The following is a 16,461-nucleotide window of genomic DNA, read 5'->3' on the forward strand; positions in this document are numbered from 1 at the left end:
TCGGTCACAGCGAACAGCTCGGCGTGGAGCGGTACTTCCCGCGTCACGTCGAACCCTGTCGAGACCACCGACGCGATTCGTCCCGGAAGGTCGTCCTCGGCAACGGTGACCGGCACCAACACGGGAACAGCCGACGACGTCGGCAGAATGACCTGTGAGGCGACTCCGTCGGTCTCCGGATAGACCGTGCGCAGCGCTTCGTGACGCTCGAGCACGTCGGCGATGGCGGCCTGGAGCGCCGACACGTCGAGGCTTCCCGAGAGCCGGATTGCCACCGGGAGGTTGTTCACAGCGGACTCGGTGTCGAAGCGGTTGAGGAACCACATTCGCTGCTGCGCGAGCGACAGCGGAATGTGATCCGGACGTGGGCCTGCGACGAGTGCGACGCGACCACCACCGACGTGCGATTCCGCACGGGCAGCGAGACTTTCGACGGTCGAGGCCTCGAACAGCGTCCGTACGGGCACGCGGGCTCCGAGAGCAGCACCGACTCTCGACACGACCTGCGTCGCGACGAGCGAGTTTCCGCCCAACTCGAAGAAGTCGTCGTCGAGACCCACGCGCGGCACACCGAGGACCTCGGCGAACACACCGGCCACGATTTCCTCGACCGGTGTGCGGGGCGCACGGAACACTCGCGCTTCGAACACCGGATCGGGCAGAGCCCGGCGATCGAGCTTGCCGGACGCGTTCAACGGGAGAGCATCGAGCACGACGAAGGTGGACGGCACCATGTAGGTCGGCAGCACCGTGGAGACGGCGGATTGCAATGCCCCGGTGTCCACCGTTGCACCCGGGACGGGAACGACGTAAGCGACGAGCTGATCGGAACGAACCAGAACGACCGTCTGAGCCACCAACTCGTGTCCGAGCAACGCGGATTCGATCTCGCCGAGCTCGATGCGAAGACCGCGCAGCTTGACCTGGAAGTCCGTGCGTCCGAGGTAGTCGAGTTCCCCGGCAGCAGACCATCGAACGAGGTCGCCGGTGCGGTACATCCGAGTGCCGTCGCCGAAAGTCGAGGCAACGAAGCGATCTGCCGACAGGTCGGGACGACCGAAGTAACCGCGTGCAACCTGTGCGCCCGTCAGATAGAGCTCTCCCGCGACGCCGATCGGAACCGGACGCAACCGAGAATCGAGCACGAGCACCCGTGCGTTCCAGACCGGCGACCCCATGGGCGCCGAGGCGCCGGGGACGGACACGCCCGGAGTCCCTGCCACGGCACGCGCGGTCGCGTGAACCGCGAACTCGGTCGGACCGTACAGATTGTGGATCCGTGCGGAAGGAAGCGCCGACGCAGCGGATCGGACCACCGATGTCGGAAGAGCCTCACCTGCAACCAGAACCGTCCGCAGTGAAGGACATCCGTCGGGACCGACGGCCGAGACGAATGCGGACAGGACGGACGGCACGAACGACGTCGCGGTGACGCCCTCCGACTCGATGACGGACACCAGATACGCCGGGTCGCGATGACCGTCCGGCTCGGCGACGATCAGACGGCCACCGGCAGCGAGCGATCCGAACAGTTCCCACACCGACACGTCGAACGTGAACGGAGTTTTCTGCAGAACAACGTCTTCGGTGCTCAGACCGTACTCGGCAACCAGCCACGAGATCTGGTTCACCACGGCGGAGTGCGAGACAGCGACGCCCTTGGGCTTACCCGTGGATCCGGACGTGAAGATCACGTAGGCGACGTTGTCCGCGCGGAGCGGCGCGAGGCGATCCGCATCGGTGATCGTCGCCGCCGAGTGAGTGCTCGTGTCGAGCGAGTCGACCACGACGATCGGTACGTCGACTCGGATGTCCAGGTCGTCGTGTGAGGTCGTCAACACGGCGATCGGCGATGCGACCTCGAGAATGTACCCGTTGCGCTCGGCCGGCTGGTCCGGGTCGACCGGGACGTAGCCCGCTCCCGATCGCAGTACTGCATAGAGAGCGACGATCATCGACAACGATCGACGCATCGCAACGGCGACCGACTCGTCCGGTCGCGCGCCACGGGCGACGAGTTCGCGTGCGAGGCGATTGACACGTGCGTCGAGGTCTGCGTAGGTGACGCCCTGCCCGTCGAACACGACGGCAACCGAATCGGGGCGTGCGGCCACCTGCGCGTCGAAGGCATCGAGAAGTGTTGCGTCGACGCCGAGTTCGTGCTCGGTGTTGTTCCAGGATTTCAGAATCAACCCACGCTCGACGGCGTCGTACAACTCTATGTCACCAACGGGAACGGAACTGTCTGAGATGACGGCGCCGAGCACGTGCAGGAAGCGGTCTGCGAACGCCTGAATCGTCGATTCGTCGAACAGATCTGTCGCGTAGGTGAATTCGGCCGCGAGACCGTCCGCGTCGCCATCCGATGTCAGTCGCTCGGTGAGGGTCAGCTGCAGATCGAACTTCGCGACGGCGACATCCAGATCGAGGCTGTCGATGCTCAGAGCGGGGAGGTCGAGATGAGTCGGCCCGAGGTTCTCGAACGACAGCATCACCTGGAACAGAGGGTGCCGTGCCGTCGACCTCGACGGGTTCAACACCTCGACGAGGCGCTCGAACGGAATGTCCGAGTGCGCGAATGCCCCGAGCGCAGCTTCGCGTGCGTGAGCCAGCAGGTCGTTGAAGCTCTCGTGGCCGTCGACGTCGGTCCGCAACACGAGGGTGTTGACGAACATGCCCACGACGTCGTCGAGAGCCTGCTCGCCGCGCCCCGCCACCGGAGTTCCGACGACTATGTCCTCGGTTCCCGACAGGCGTGCCAGGAGCACCGCCAGCGCTGCGTGGACCACCATGAACAGCGACGCATTGCGCTCTCTACCGAGATCGAGAAGCCCCGCATGGATTCGCGGCTCGATCTCGAATTCCACCGTCCCACCGCCGAACGACTGACGCGCGGGGCGCGGACGATCCGTCGGGAGGTCCAGTTGATCAGGGAGCCCGTCGAGCGTCGACTTCCAATACGCGACCTGCTGGGAGATCAGCGAGGACGCGTCGTCCTCCGATCCGAGGACCGCGCGCTGCCACAGGGTGTAATCGGCATACTGGACCGGAAGCGGAACCCATGCCGGCGACTCCCATTCCGTCCGTGCGGCGTACGCGATCATCACGTCGCGCGCGAGCGGACCGAGCGACCAACCGTCGGCCGAGATGTGGTGGACGACGATCGTCAGAACGTGCTCGGTCGGGGTGATCTCGAACAGCTGCGCGCGCACCGGAACGTCCGCGGTGACGTCGAAACCCGTGGCGGCCAAGTGCGCGATGGATCGTTGTAGATCAGTCGCAGTGGTCGATACCGGCATCAGGTTGGGAACGATCTGTGCCGCGTCCTGAACAACCTGATGCGGACCGTCCGCCGAGTTGGGGAACACCGTCCGCAGCGATTCGTGGCGGTCGATCACGTCCATGATCGCGACCTGCAACGCCGGCACGTCGAGAGCTCCGGACAGACGGAGCGCGATGGGCAGGTTGTAGGTGGCCGACTCGGTGTCGAAACGGTTGAGGAACCACATACGCTGCTGCGCCAGCGACAGCGGAATACGTTCCGGCCGAACACCTCTGGAGAGCTCGATGCGAGCGCCTCGTCCAGCTTCCTGCTCGACCCTGATCGCCAGCTGGGCTACCGTCGGTGACTCGAAGATCGCCCTGACCGGCACCTGCGCGTCGAGCGCAGCACCCAGCCTGGCGACGACCTGAGTCGCGACCAGCGAGTTTCCACCGAGTTCGAAGAAGTCGTCGTCGAGGCCGACGACGGGTGCCCCGAGGACGTCGCTGAACACCGTTGCCACGGTCTCTTCGATCGGTGTCGTGGGGGCGCGGAACTTTCGAAAACTGATTCCCAACTCCGGCTCGGGGAGTGCCCGGCGGTCGAGCTTTCCGATCGGTGTCAACGGGACCTCGTCGAGCACGACGATCGCCGACGGCACCATGTAGTTCGGCAGCAGCCGCGACACGTATCTCGCCAACTCGTCACTGTCGATGCCGGACGAACCGTGCACGTAGGACACCAGTGCCGTCTGCCCCGACGCGGTTTCCCGGCCCAGGGTGGCAGCGAACGTCACCGCGGGGAAACTCTCGAGCGCCGCGTCGATCTCGCCCAGTTCGATGCGGAACCCTCGGACCTTGACCTGGAAATCGGATCGTCCGACGTACTCGATGTCGAAGTCGTTGGTCCACCGCACGACGTCGCCAGTCCGGTACATACGCGTACCCGACCCACCGAAGGGATCGGCGACGAATCGTTCCGAGGACAGTCCCGGACGACGGTAGTACCCACGCGCCACGGCTTCGCCCGATAGATAGAGCTCACCTGCGACACCCACGGGGACGGGGTTCAACCGGGTGTCGAGGATCAGTGCCCCGACTCCGGGTACGGGGCCACCGACGGTGATTCGCTCACCGACGAAGAGCTCACCGCGCGTCGAGACGATGGTCGTCTCGGTAGGACCATAGGCATTGAAGTACCGGCGTCCCCTGGCCCAGCGGCCGACCAGATCTGCAGCCGACGCCTCGCCGCCGACGGACAGCAGTTCGAGATCGTCGAGGCCGGCGGAATCCATCGAGCCGAGTACGGCAGGTGTGATGACGGCGTGCGTGACGGACTCGTGGGCGAAGAGCGTGTGGAGCTCGGGGCCGCCGATGATCGTCGGCGGCACCACGACCAGTGTCGCACCGGCGGAAGCAGCAAGTGCCCATTCCAGGACAGACGGGTCGAAAGACGGTGAGATCACGTGCAGGAAGCGCGATTCAGGCGTGACACGGTACAGCTCACGCGAGGAATCGATCAGTCCGGACAGGCCACGATGAGTGACACTCACACCCTTGGGCAGGCCTGTCGAACCGGAGGTGTAGATGACGTAGGCGACGGAGTCGAGAGTCACCGAGGACAGGCGGTCCGCGTCGGAAAGCGCTGCGCCCGAACGGCCTTCGACGGACGACTCGAACTCCTGCGCGTCGATCGGCCACCATTCGCACGTAGCGGGCAGGGCGTCGACTCGCGCCGAGGTGGTGATGCCGACAACCGCACCCGAGTCCGACAACATGTGGCGCACCCGATCCACGGGGTACTCGGGGTCCACCGGCACCCATGCTGCGCCGGTTTTCGCGACTGCCCAGATGGACAGAACCATCTCGAGCGATCGCGGAAACGCAAGAGCGACCACGGTTTCCGGGCCGATTCCACGCTCGATCAAGTACCGCGCGTAGCGGTTGGTGAGTACGTCGAGCTCGCTGTAGGTCAGATCCGCTCCGGATGCGCGTACAGCCGCGCCGTCGGGGTTGGCCGCAACACCGGCGTCGAGGAACTCGTGCAACAGTCGCTGCGAGTCGACGGTGCCACCGTGCACCGACGTCAGCGTCGAGGCTTCGTCGGCCGCGAGAATGTCGATCGCACCCACCGGAATCGACGGATCGGCCACGATGGCGTCCAGGATCCGCACGAACCGTTTCGAGAAACTCTCGATCGTGGCCTCGTCGAACAGATCTGTGGCGTACTCGAAGACTGCTTCGATCCGGCCAGGGCGTCCGTTCTCGTCCTGATGCTCGGTCAACCACAACTGCAGGTCGAACTTCGCAATGGGAACGTCGAGTTCCTCCGCGGCCACCTCGAGGCCCGCGAAGCTGAGCTCACGCTGGCGGGCGGACTCGAGTGACAGAGCGACCTGGAACAGCGGGTGTCGTGCGGTCGAACGCGCCGGATTGAGTACTTCGACGAGCCGTTCGAACGGGATGTCGGCGTGCGCGAACGCCGACAAGTTGGTGTTCCTGACCTGATCCAGCAGGACGTCGAACGACGAGTGCGGGTCGACCCGCGCGCGGAGCACGAGGGTGTTGACGAACATGCCGATGATGTCGTCGAGCTTCTGGTCTGCTCGACCGGCAATCGGCGCGCCGATGGAGATGTCCGTCGTTCCGCTCAAGCGCGACAGCAGAACTGCGTACGCAGCCTGAACCACCATGAACAGCGACGCCTGATGCGAGCGAGCCACGGAGCTCAAACCACGATGCACATCCGGTTCGATCACGAAGCGGCTCTTGGCGCCCCCGTTGGTCGCAACGGCCGGGCGAGGTCGGTCCGAAGGGAGGTCGAGCTGATCGGGGAGTTCGTCGAGTGTGCGCAACCAGAACGCGATCTGCCGTGCCGACAGCGAGTTCTCGTCGGATTCGGCGCCCAGGACCCGGCGCTGCCAGAGTGCATAGTCGGCGTACTGGACTTGAAGCGGCGTCCAGCTCGGCGACCGCCCGTCGGTACGCGCTTCGTAGGCGACCATGATGTCACGTGCGAGGGGCCCGAACGACGAACCGTCGGCCGCGATGTGGTGCAGCACCATCGCCAACACGTAGTCGGTGTCGGACAGCTTGAACAGCTCGATTCGGAACGGAGCCTGAACGGAGACGTCGAATCCACCCCGCGCGAGATCGATCAGACTGTCCACGAGCTGGGCCTCGTCGACGTCCGTCACGTTCAATCCGTCGAACACGTCCTGTGCCCGCAGAACGACCTGTTGTGGAGCGTCGTCGATCTGAGGGTAGACCGTACGCAACGTCTCGTGGCGCTCGACGACGTCTTCGAATGCGCGCTCCACGGCCGATCTGTCGACGTCGCCGCGAAGTCGCACCATGAACGGAAGGTTGTACGCAGCGGTATCCGGATCGAACCTGTTCAGGAACCACATGCGCTGCTGAGCCAATGACAGCGGCACCACATCCGGCCTGGGCCCTGCCACGAGCTCGGGCCCCACCGAGCCCTGCGCGAGAGCGCTCGTCGCACGCGCTGCCAGAGCACCGACCGAGGGCGCCTCGAACAGTTCACGTACGCCCAGGCGCACACCGAGTGCAGCCCCGACGCGGGTCACGAGTTGCGTTGCAACCAAGGAGTTTCCGCCGAGCTCGAAGAAGTCCTCGTCGAGTCCGACACGGGTCGCGCCGAGTACGTCCTCGAACACGCTCGCGACGACCTGCTCCGCGTGGGTCTGGGGCGCGCGGTATTCACGCGCACTGCTGAAGACGGGCTCCGGCAATGCCTTTCGGTCGAGCTTGCCGCTCGTGTTCAGCGGGAACGCATCCAACACCATGACGGATGCAGGCACCATGTACGACGGTAGCGACCGGCCCGCTCGCTCCACCACGGCCGCGACGTCGATCGACTCGCGGGATGATGGAACGACGTACGCGACGATCTGTTCACCAGTAGCCGTCTCCACCACGAGAACCACGGTCTGCGAGATCGTCTCGTCGGCCAGTAGCACCGTCTCGATCTCACCGAGTTCGATTCTCTGGCCGCGGAACTTGACCTGGAAATCGGTTCGTCCGATGTAGTCCAGATTGCCGTCGGCGCGCCACTTCACGAGGTCGCCCGTGCGATACATGCGGTCCCCGCCCGCACCGAAGGGGCTCGCGACGAAGCGATCCGAACTCAGGTCGGGGCGACCGACGTAACCACGTGCGAGTTGGACGCCCGCGAGGTAGAGCTCGCCGGCTTCTCCGATCGGCGACGGCCTGAGCCTGCCGTCGAGCACGAACGCACGGGTGTTCCATTCCGGGACACCGATCGGGACGGTTCTGACGTCCTGAATCCCGCTCTCGTAGTAGGTAACCGACACCGCGGCCTCGGTCGGGCCGTACAGATTGTGCAGACCCGCCCCGCACAGTTCGCGGAATGCTGCCGCGGTCTCGGCAGGGAGCGCTTCGCCGATGACGAAGACGTGGCGGAGCGAATCACAGGTTCCGACAGGGGCATTGGCGACGAACACTGTCAGCATCGACGGCACGAAGTCCGTGACCGTCACGCCGTGTTCGGCAATCCTGTCCGCGACGTAGATCGAGTCTCGATGCCCGTCAGGGGTCGCCAGCACCATCGTTGCACCCACCTGCAGCGGCAGGAAGAAGCCCCACAAGGACACGTCGAACGTCGTCGCCGTTTTCTGCAGGTAGACATCGGAGGCGTCGAGGCCGTATTCCGCGCGCATCCACTGCAACTGGTTGTCGATTGCCGCGTGCGACACGGCAACACCCTTGGGGCGCCCCGTCGAACCGGACGTGTAGATGACGTAGGCCGTGTTGTCCAGGCGCAACGGAGCGACGCGATCTCGGTCCTCGACGCGCGTGCAGTCCATCGAGTCGACATCGAGGAGGTCGATCTCCACCGCCTCGACACCGTCGGGCAGGTCGACCTCGTCGCGGGCCACGGTGAGGACGCACAGCGGATCGGCGGACTCCAGGATGTACCTGGTGCGCTCGGCGGGATGGTCGGGATCGATGGGAACCCATCCGCCGCCGGCCTCGACGATGGCGTACATCCCGACGATCAGATCGAGTGACCGCCTGATCGACAGACCCACCAGCGCTTCCGGCCCGACCCCCTTGCTCACGAGAAGTCGCGCGAGACCGCTGACGCGGGAGGCCAGTTCACCGTAGCTGAGCGTTGTTCCCTCGTAGACCAAGGCCGTTGCGGAAGGATCGAGGTCCACGCGTGCGTGGAAATCCGACAGCAACGTCCGCTGGGAAACCTCGTGGTCGGTCTCGTTGAAACCACCGACGACAAGCTCCTGCTCGGTCGTGGTGAGCAACTCCAGATCCCACACACGGTCGGTGGGTGCCGCGGCGACGAATCGATCGAGGAATTCCACGAAACGAGCGTGGTTACGTTCGGATTCCGTTGCCGAGTACACGTTGGGGTTCGACTCGAAGTCGATGTGGGTCTGCTTTCCACCCACGCTCTGATACAGGTTCAGACCGAAATCCTCGATGAGACCCGTCGACAGAACGTTCAGTGTCCCGACCATGGACCCGAGACGTACCTCGCTGAAGAACAGCATGATGTTGACCCAAGGGCCGAAGAAGGACGCCTGCCCGGTGGTGCTGCCCGCATCGCGTCGGATGTCCTCGTGGCGGTAACGCTGATGCCTGAGCGCACCGGACACCTCGGTGGTGACCTTGGACAGCAGCTCCTCGATGGACATGTCCGTCGTCACCGTCAGACGCAACGGCACCACGTTGGACACCATGCCACCGGACCTACGCAGGACTGCCGTCGTGCGAGCGGTCACCGGCAAACTGAGGACGACATCCTGCGTGCCGGTCATCTGAGCCAGGTAGCTCGCGAACGCAGCGATGACCACCGTCGCAGTCGTGGTGTCGGCAGACTCGACCAGTGCAGCGAGGTCCGCGGTCGTCCCCGCGGACAACGATCGACTGTCGATCTGACTGACAGGTGCGGGGGCGGCAGTACGGCCACCGAGGCTCGTGGGGGCCTCGATACCCGCGACCCGATCGGCCCAGTACGTCTTGTCGTTCTCGAACCGGCTCGACTCACGGTACGCAACCTCGGCCTCGTACACCTTGCTGAGATCGGAGGCCTTGCTCGGCGGTGGCTCGTGCCCCTCCACGGATGCCGTGTACAGCTCGGCAGCACGATTCATGAACGTGACCGCGCCGAAGCCGTCGAGCACGACGTGGTGGACTCGGTTGAACCAGAAGTACCTGTCGTCCTCGAGGTGCAGAACGGTTGCCGCGATCAGTCGATCCCGGAGAATGTCGATGGGCGCGCTGTAATCTGCGCGCATCCAGTCCTGAGCTGCACTGACCGGGTCCGGTTCACCCCGCAGATCGATGTAGCCGAGTGGATCCTCGAGGGTGGAGTCGACGAACTGGCGTGGCTCGGAATCGACCTCCACGATGCGGACGAAACCGGACTGCAGCTCCAACGCCGCGCGAGACTGCGCTGTGCGCAGTGCATCCAGATCGAGATCCCCGCGCAGCTCGACGTACTGAGCGATGTTGGCGGGCACCGACGGATCCACGTGCTGGGCGAACCACATGCCCAGCTGTGCGGGAGAAAGCGGGAAAGACGAGTCCGGCACTTCCTGATGCGCCTGTGCTCCTCCGACTGATTCGTCCCAACCTAGCGGGTCCAATCGAATCCTCTCTTTCCCACAATCACACGCCTTCGGTCCGCGTCGACAGCTCCGACACTTCCGAACACCGAACTCACAAATCTAATTGGTATCTGCAACGAGAACTAATCGACGCCCCAACAGTCGCCGATGTTACTCATGGGTACATCTGCGCACATGGGATCAGCCGTTACACGGCCATCTGACTCGGTCCCATCACGTGGGATATCGATTCGGACAGCGCTCCGTGGGACCCGAAACGACGAGGACCGGATCTACGTCTGCCGGCGACGTTTGCGCCTGTGCACATCACTTGTCCAATCTACAGGGCATCGCGGAGAGCGGACCGAGCCCGGCACACCAACGAATCCCCTCCACTCGCGGTCCACTCACGCAGTCGCGTTCATGGACGCGATCACTTTCGTCGGCTTGATCCTCACGACCAGCTCTCCGGGCACGCCGTTGCGTCGACCGAATTCCTCGGCACGGTCCGAGCCCATGTACCGACCACCGATGGCCGTGGCTGTCCTGAGCAGGTCGTCGGGATCCTCCGATGTCTCCGCCACACCCTGGACCTGTACGAACCCGTACGGCGGCTCCTCCAGGTCGACCGACAACACCAGCCGCGGATCCCTGGCGATCGCCTTACCCTTCGCCGTGTCCGCGCCCGTGTTGAACACGACGGCGTCGTCCTCGAGCACGAACCACACCGGCGCCACCAACGGCCGACCGTCCGACGCCACGAAGCCGAGCTTTCCGGTTCGTGTCCCCGTCAGCAGAAAATTCCTGACCTGGAGATCCGCAAGAGATGCCATGTTGGCAACGCTACCGCCGCACTCCGACACGCCTCATTCCGCAGGCTCCACTCGCGCTCTGTTGGCTCATTCCGCAGGCTCCACTCGCGCCTCCCGGCTCATTCCGCAGGCTCCACTCGCGCCTCCCGGCTCATTCCGCAGGCTCCACTCGCGCCCCCACGATTCGCCGCGCGATGGCGAGGTAGGTCTCGACCAGTTCCGACGGCGCCAGGGGCCCGTCCGGCCGGTACCAGCCGGCGACTCCGATGCACATCGTCGTGACTGCTCGCGAGGCGTCCTCGGCGTGATCGAGGCCGAAGTCTCCGGATGCGATCCCGTCGGCGACGATGGCGTCGACCATGCGCTGCTGCTCGTCGCGCCTACCGACGTAGTCGATGCGGTTCACCTCGTCGAGGCTTCGGATCTCCGTCGACCCGAGGAATGCCTGCTCACGCCGGTGCATGTGGAACAGCAGCAACGACTCGACCACGGCGTCGAATCGTTTTCGTGGCGACGGCCCGGCCTCGGTCTCTGCTGATCTCGATCTCTCCAGCAGCTCGTCCATCGCTGCTGTCATCAGTCCGACGAGCAGGGCCTGCTTGGACGGGTAGTGGTGGTACAGGCCAGGGACGGACAACCCTGCTCGTCCGGCGATTTCTCGTACGGAGGTGCCGTGATATCCCTGGTCGACGAAAGCCGACAGAGCTGCGGCCAACGGCGCGGGCAGCGTCGACGCCTCGTATCGGCGCCAGGAACCGGTGTCGTTCATGCGAAGGCACTGTCGAACGTCAGCCTGCCGCCGAGCACGGTGGCGAGAATGGGGACGGCACGGAGATCGCGGTTGCCGAGCTGTGCAGGATGCTCGGCGAGCAGCACCAGGTCCGCCTTCGACCCGAGTTCGACGGAGTGTCGCCCCCCGGACGCCGCGGCGAGCGCGACGCCCAGCGGCAGTGCTTCCGACGGTTGCCACGGTGGTCGCTCGTCGTCGGTGCGCCAGACAGCGTCGGCGACCGCGTCGAGCGGGCTGGGAGGACTGACGGGGGCGTCGGACCCGAACAGCAGCCGCGCTCCCGCCCGGTGCAGGGACAGGTAGGGGTACGCGATCGAGCTCCGTCCCGCCCACAGCTCGTCGGCCACATCCCGATCGCTCATCGCATGTTGCGGCTGAATCGACGCTGCGACGCCTGTGGCGGCGAATCGCGGGATGTCCCCGGGGCGGATCTGCTGAGCGTGCTCGATGCGGCCTCCCCCGCCGACAGTCTCGAATGCGTCCAGTGCGAGCGAGTTGGCGCGGTCCCCTATGGCGTGGATCGCCGGAGTGATTCCGCCCGCCCTGGCCCGCCTCATGACGGCCACGAGGTCCTCGGGCGTCTCGAGCAGCACCCCGCTCGACGTGCCGCCGGGATACGGGTCGTGGCAGCAGGCCGTCCTCGTGTTGAGCGAACCGTCGAACATGACCTTCAGCGGTCCGAGCGCGACACCGTCGGCGACGATGTCGCCGGTGGCTGCGCCGCGTTCCAGTTCGTGGTCGAGCCACTCGGGCCAGACCGTGAAGTCGACGCGGACATCGGCGCGCCCCAGCGCCGACCGTCGGGTCCACACGGCTCGATTGTCCGCGTACTCGAAGTCGGTGACGGCGGTGATACCTCGTCGTGCGAGTTCTCGTGTCGCGGCGAGGGCACCGCGATCACTGTCCACGGGGTCGGCCAGCCGATCGAGAGCGCCGAGGCCCTCCATGCAGTCGTGATCTCGAAGCACACCCGTCGGATGATCGATCCCGAGGTCGTCCAGGAGCGCAGGGCTGAGCCACAGAGTGTGCAGATCCATGCTCGTGATCGCCGCTCGACGGCCGGGCAACGCGTTCTGCAGGATGTCCTTGTGCGGGGCGTCCGGCCACAGGGCGTCGCGGAATCCCTGCGCTCGGAGAATCCCCGAGCCGTGCCGCTCGTTCGAGCGGGCCAGGATGTCCGCGAGATCCGCAGCGGAATCGGCACCGGAGACGTCGATGCGCGTCAGCGACGTCGCCCACTGCGTCAGATGAACGTGGTTGTCGACGAAGGACGGAAGCAGAGCCGCGCCGCGCCCGTCGAGAGTATCGCCCTCGATCGCGCTGCCCGACGCCGTGGTTGCGCTGATGTCGGCGATCCGGCCGTCGACCGTCTGTACGTCCACCGCGCCGCCGCCTGCAGTCAGGACCACGTTCTTGATCAACACACCCGGACTCTAGAACACCGAGGGACGTGAGACCGTGATGCGGTGACGAACTCGAAGCCCGGCTACCACGCCACGATCACCGTCCGCTGGTCGGACATGGACGCTTTCGCGCACATCAATCATGCGCGGATGGTCACTTTGCTGGAGGAAGCCAGAATCGAGTGGCTGCTCAGCACGGGAGACGCGCCAGGGGAACGTCCGGAAGATCGGGCCGCACAGGCCAACGAGTCCTTGATCAAGAGCGCGTTGATCGCGAACGTGAACATCGCGTACAAGAAGCCCCTGCGCCACTCGGACAGTCCGCTCGATGTCACGCTCTGGTTCGAGCAGGTGCGTTCGGTCGATTTCACGATCGGTTACGAGGTGCGCGCAGCGGGCGCTGCGGCGGACTCCGCTCCGGCCGTGCTGGCCACGACACGAATGGCGATGGTCGACGTCGGATCGGAGCGCCTGCGGCGGATCAGTCCAGCGGAGAAGGAGTACCTGGCGAAGTGGACTCGTCAGCCCTGACGATTCCGACCGACATCCGTGTACCAGTCGATGAGGTCAGGTGCGTCGACGGCCGATCGGTCGAGGGAACGCGCGGCGTCTCGCCCCTGAAAGATCTTCTTCAGCGGCACTTCGAGCTTCTTGCCGGTCCGGGTGTGCGGAATACCGGGCGCAGCGATGATCACGTCCGGTACGTGCCGAGGCGATGCGTGTCGACGAATCGAGTCCTTGATCTTGTCCTGCAACACATCGCTCAGCTCCTCGCCGTCCGCCAGCACGACGAACAGCGGCATCCAGTAACCACCGTCCTCGGATTCGACTCCCAGGACCAGAGCTTCGACGATTTCCGGCAGGGATTCCACGGCCTGGTAGATGTCGGCGCTGCCCATACGAATACCGTTGCGGTTCAACGTCGAGTCGGACCGGCCGTGCACGACGACGCTCCCGTGGTCGGTGCGCGTGATCCAGTCCCCGTGCCTCCACACGCCGGGATAGGTGTCGAAGTACGCGTCTCGGTATCGCTCTCCGTCGGTGTCGTTCCAGAACCGCACCGGCATCGACGGCATCGGCTTCGTGACCACCAGTTCCCCGACCTCCCCGGTCACGGAGTGTCCGTCCTCGTCGAACGCGTCGAGCGCAACTCCGAGAAACGGCGCCGACAACTCCCCCGGCCACACCGGAACAGTGCGAACACCGCCGGCAAATGCGGACACGACATCGGTTCCACCCGAAATGGAGAAGACCGGAACCCGCTCACCGACGCTCCGCGCCAACCACTCCGACGACGACGCAGGCATGCTGGACCCGGTGATCCCGATCGCGCGAAGCGCACTCAGATCGTGATCACGAGACGGAACGGAGTCCGCTTTGATGCAGGACAGAACGTAACCAGGGCTGGTGCCGAGGAACGTCACCGACTCCGCCGCCGCGATCGACCACAACCCGTCGGGCGCGGGATAGGACGGGCTCCCGTCGCTGCACACGATGGTCGCCCCGACGAGCAAGCCGGCGACCTGGAAGTTCCACATCATCCAACTCGGGCTCGTGTACCAGAAGAAGACGTCGTCGGCACCGATATCCGATTGCAGCGCAACGGCCTTCAGATGCTCGAGCAGGACTCCCCCGTGCCCGTGGACGATCCCCTTCGGCAGACCTGTCGTGCCGGACGAGAACACCACCCACAACGGGTGGTCGAACGGAACGGGCGTCGTGACCCACTCGTGCTCGCCTGCCGTGCACTCCTCCCACGACATCGCTCCTTCGGCGACATTGCTTCCGACCTGGACGACCGTCCGAACCGTCGGGAGGCCGTCGCGTAGTTCTGCCGCGTCGGCACTCTTGTCGTGGAACTTGCCGCCGTAGGAATACCCGTCGGCGACGACGAGGACCTTCGGGTCCAACTGCCCGAGACGATCGATCGCCGCCGACGGTGAGTAGTCCTGTCCACAGGCCGACCACACCGCCCCGATGCCGGCCGCTGCGAGGAATGCGACCACCGCCTCCGGGATGTTCGGTAGGTATCCGACGACACGGTCCCCTGGCACGACGCCCTCGCGGCGCAGAGCGTCCGCCAACGCAGCACACTGACGCGCGAGTTCGGCCCAGGAAAGCTCGGATCGGGCACCGTCCTCACCGACGTGGACGATGGCCGGACGATCGTCTCGCACGTGGCGTCTCACCTGGTCGACGTAGTTGAGCTCGGCGCCTGGAAACCACTGCGCCCCCGGCATATCGGACGAGCCGAGCACCGAGGTCGCGGGCTGGGAGGCAACGACGTCGAAGTAATCCCAGACCTGACGCCAGAACTCATCCAGATTCTGCGTCGACCATCGCCACAGCGCCGTGTAATCCGGCAGCGAGACGCCGTGCCTGCGCTCCACCTCCCGCGTGAAGTCGGTGATGCGAGCGCTCTCGACGTCCTCCGTCGACGGTGTCCACTGCGGTTCGGTCATGCGTTCCAGTATCCCCCGAGCGTCGCTTCTCACAACGAGGATGTGCGTTCACAACGCTGATGCGTGTTGTGAAAACACCATCGAGGTTGTGAGGACACCGGACGGAATGGTACGAGCGAACCAGAATTCATCCACAACCCCCTCGTTCGTCCACAATCGGACGCGAGGGGGTGGTTTCGACGCCTCATCAACTGCACGATCACCGCATGCATCCCGACGCCGATGGCTTCCTCACCCGTGCAGCAGCATCCGCCGCCGGATACAGCGACGACGAGTTCCGTCGAATGATCGCCTCCGGTGAGATCAGAAAGGTCGCCACCGGGATCTACTGTCCAGCAGATCGATTCGATGCTCTGACACCGACGGGCGTTCATCGACTCAGAGCCGTCGCCGCAGTTCGAGGCAAGCGGGGACATGCGGTGAGCCACGTCTCCGCTGCGGTGCTGCACGGCTTGACGATGTGGAACACCGACCTCGGGCGCGTGCACCTCACGGCCGATCGTGCGACAGGGGCCAGGAGGACCTCGAGCCTTCACGTGCATACGGGCCGTCTGACGCCGTCCACCACTGTCGAACTCGGGCCGGTACCGGTTACCTCCCCGGCGCGCACGATCGTCGACACCGCGCGCGTGCTCGACCTGGATCATGCAGTGGTGATCGGCGACTCGGCACTGCGCAAGTTCGCGATCACGCCGGACGAGCTCGCCGACGCCCTCGAGCGGAGTTCGAGGCTGCACAACATAGCCGCAGCGCGGCGGGCGGCTCACCGGATGAACGGACTCAGCGAAAGCGCAGGCGAATCCCTCAGTCGACTGCGGATGGAGGAGCACGGAATACCCACTCCCACTCTGCAGTACAGAGTCCCCTTGCTCGATTTCCGGGTGGACTTCTTCTGGCCGAAGTTACGAATCATCGGCGAGTTCGACGGGCTGGGCAAGTACGGCGGCGACTCCCGGAACCTAGCTCGCGAGAAGGCCAGGGAGGACGCTCTGCGAGACGAGGGCTACCAGGTCATCCGCCGGGTCTGGAGGGACCTGTGGAATTTCGCGGAGGTGTTCATGCGATTCGAACGAGCCAGGGCCCGTGCACTCATGAGCTGAATGTGCGTTCACAACCGCGCTG

At 65.1% G+C, this 16,461-nt stretch carries 7 protein-coding genes (1 of these 7 running past the window's edge); 2 read left to right on the top strand and 5 right to left on the bottom strand.

Features of this window, described 5'->3' with window-relative positions; translation table 11 throughout:
- From H292_RS26935 to H292_RS0109050, 4 genes are all read right to left on the bottom strand, one after another.
- Window positions 1-9,857: the 5' portion of a non-ribosomal peptide synthase/polyketide synthase gene (locus H292_RS26935; protein ID WP_155949781.1), read on the bottom strand. Its footprint begins 20,221 nt before the window's first position; only the first 9,857 of its 30,078 coding nucleotides appear in the window; the start codon lies at window positions 9,855-9,857; its stop codon lies beyond the left edge, outside the window.
- 422 nt (window positions 9,858-10,279) lie between these two features.
- Window positions 10,280-10,705, bottom strand: a complete 426-nt coding sequence (locus H292_RS0109040) for a PPOX class F420-dependent oxidoreductase (RefSeq protein ID WP_019663532.1) — start codon at window positions 10,703-10,705, stop codon at window positions 10,280-10,282.
- Between the two features lie 130 nt (window positions 10,706-10,835).
- Complete coding sequence (locus tag H292_RS0109045; RefSeq protein WP_020111176.1) at window positions 10,836-11,453, bottom strand: TetR/AcrR family transcriptional regulator; 618 nt, start codon at window positions 11,451-11,453, stop codon at window positions 10,836-10,838.
- Complete coding sequence (locus H292_RS0109050) at window positions 11,450-12,898, bottom strand: amidohydrolase (RefSeq protein WP_020111177.1); 1,449 nt, start codon at window positions 12,896-12,898, stop codon at window positions 11,450-11,452. Before H292_RS0109050 ends, H292_RS0109045 begins: the two co-directional genes overlap by 4 nt.
- 42 nt (window positions 12,899-12,940) lie before the next feature.
- Here H292_RS0109050 and H292_RS0109055 point away from each other — a divergent pair, with 42 nt between their 5' ends.
- Complete coding sequence (locus H292_RS0109055; RefSeq protein WP_019663529.1) at window positions 12,941-13,408, top strand: acyl-CoA thioesterase; 468 nt, start codon at window positions 12,941-12,943, stop codon at window positions 13,406-13,408.
- Here H292_RS0109055 and H292_RS0109060 read toward each other — a convergent pair.
- Window positions 13,399-15,339: an acetoacetate--CoA ligase gene (locus H292_RS0109060; protein ID WP_019663528.1), complete on the bottom strand. Its 1,941-nt coding sequence runs from the start codon at window positions 15,337-15,339 to the stop codon at window positions 13,399-13,401. The two genes, H292_RS0109055 and H292_RS0109060, sit on opposite strands and share 10 nt — an antisense overlap.
- A gap of 206 nt (window positions 15,340-15,545) precedes the next feature.
- Between H292_RS0109060 and H292_RS0109065 the strand changes: the two genes are divergently transcribed.
- A complete protein-coding gene (locus H292_RS0109065) occupies window positions 15,546-16,439 on the top strand; it encodes a type IV toxin-antitoxin system AbiEi family antitoxin domain-containing protein (RefSeq protein ID WP_020111178.1) in 894 nt (297 codons plus the stop codon).
- Window positions 16,440-16,461: the final 22 nt, after the last annotated feature.

Source organism: Rhodococcus sp. 114MFTsu3.1 (assembly GCF_000383555.1).
Taxonomy (GTDB): domain Bacteria; phylum Actinomycetota; class Actinomycetes; order Mycobacteriales; family Mycobacteriaceae; genus Rhodococcoides; species Rhodococcoides fascians_E.

Bases quoted from the DNA above. Each gene is read 5' to 3' on its own strand.
- H292_RS0109045 (WP_020111176.1), bottom strand. From the start codon at position 11,453: ATGAACGACACCGGTTCCTGGCGCCGATACGAGGCGTCGACGCTGCCC.
- H292_RS0109040 (WP_019663532.1), bottom strand. From the start codon at position 10,705: ATGGCATCTCTTGCGGATCTCCAGGTCAGGAATTTTCTGCTGACGGGG.
- H292_RS0109060 (WP_019663528.1), bottom strand. From the start codon at position 15,339: ATGACCGAACCGCAGTGGACACCGTCGACGGAGGACGTCGAGAGCGCT.
- H292_RS0109065 (WP_020111178.1), top strand. From the start codon at position 15,546: ATGCATCCCGACGCCGATGGCTTCCTCACCCGTGCAGCAGCATCCGCC.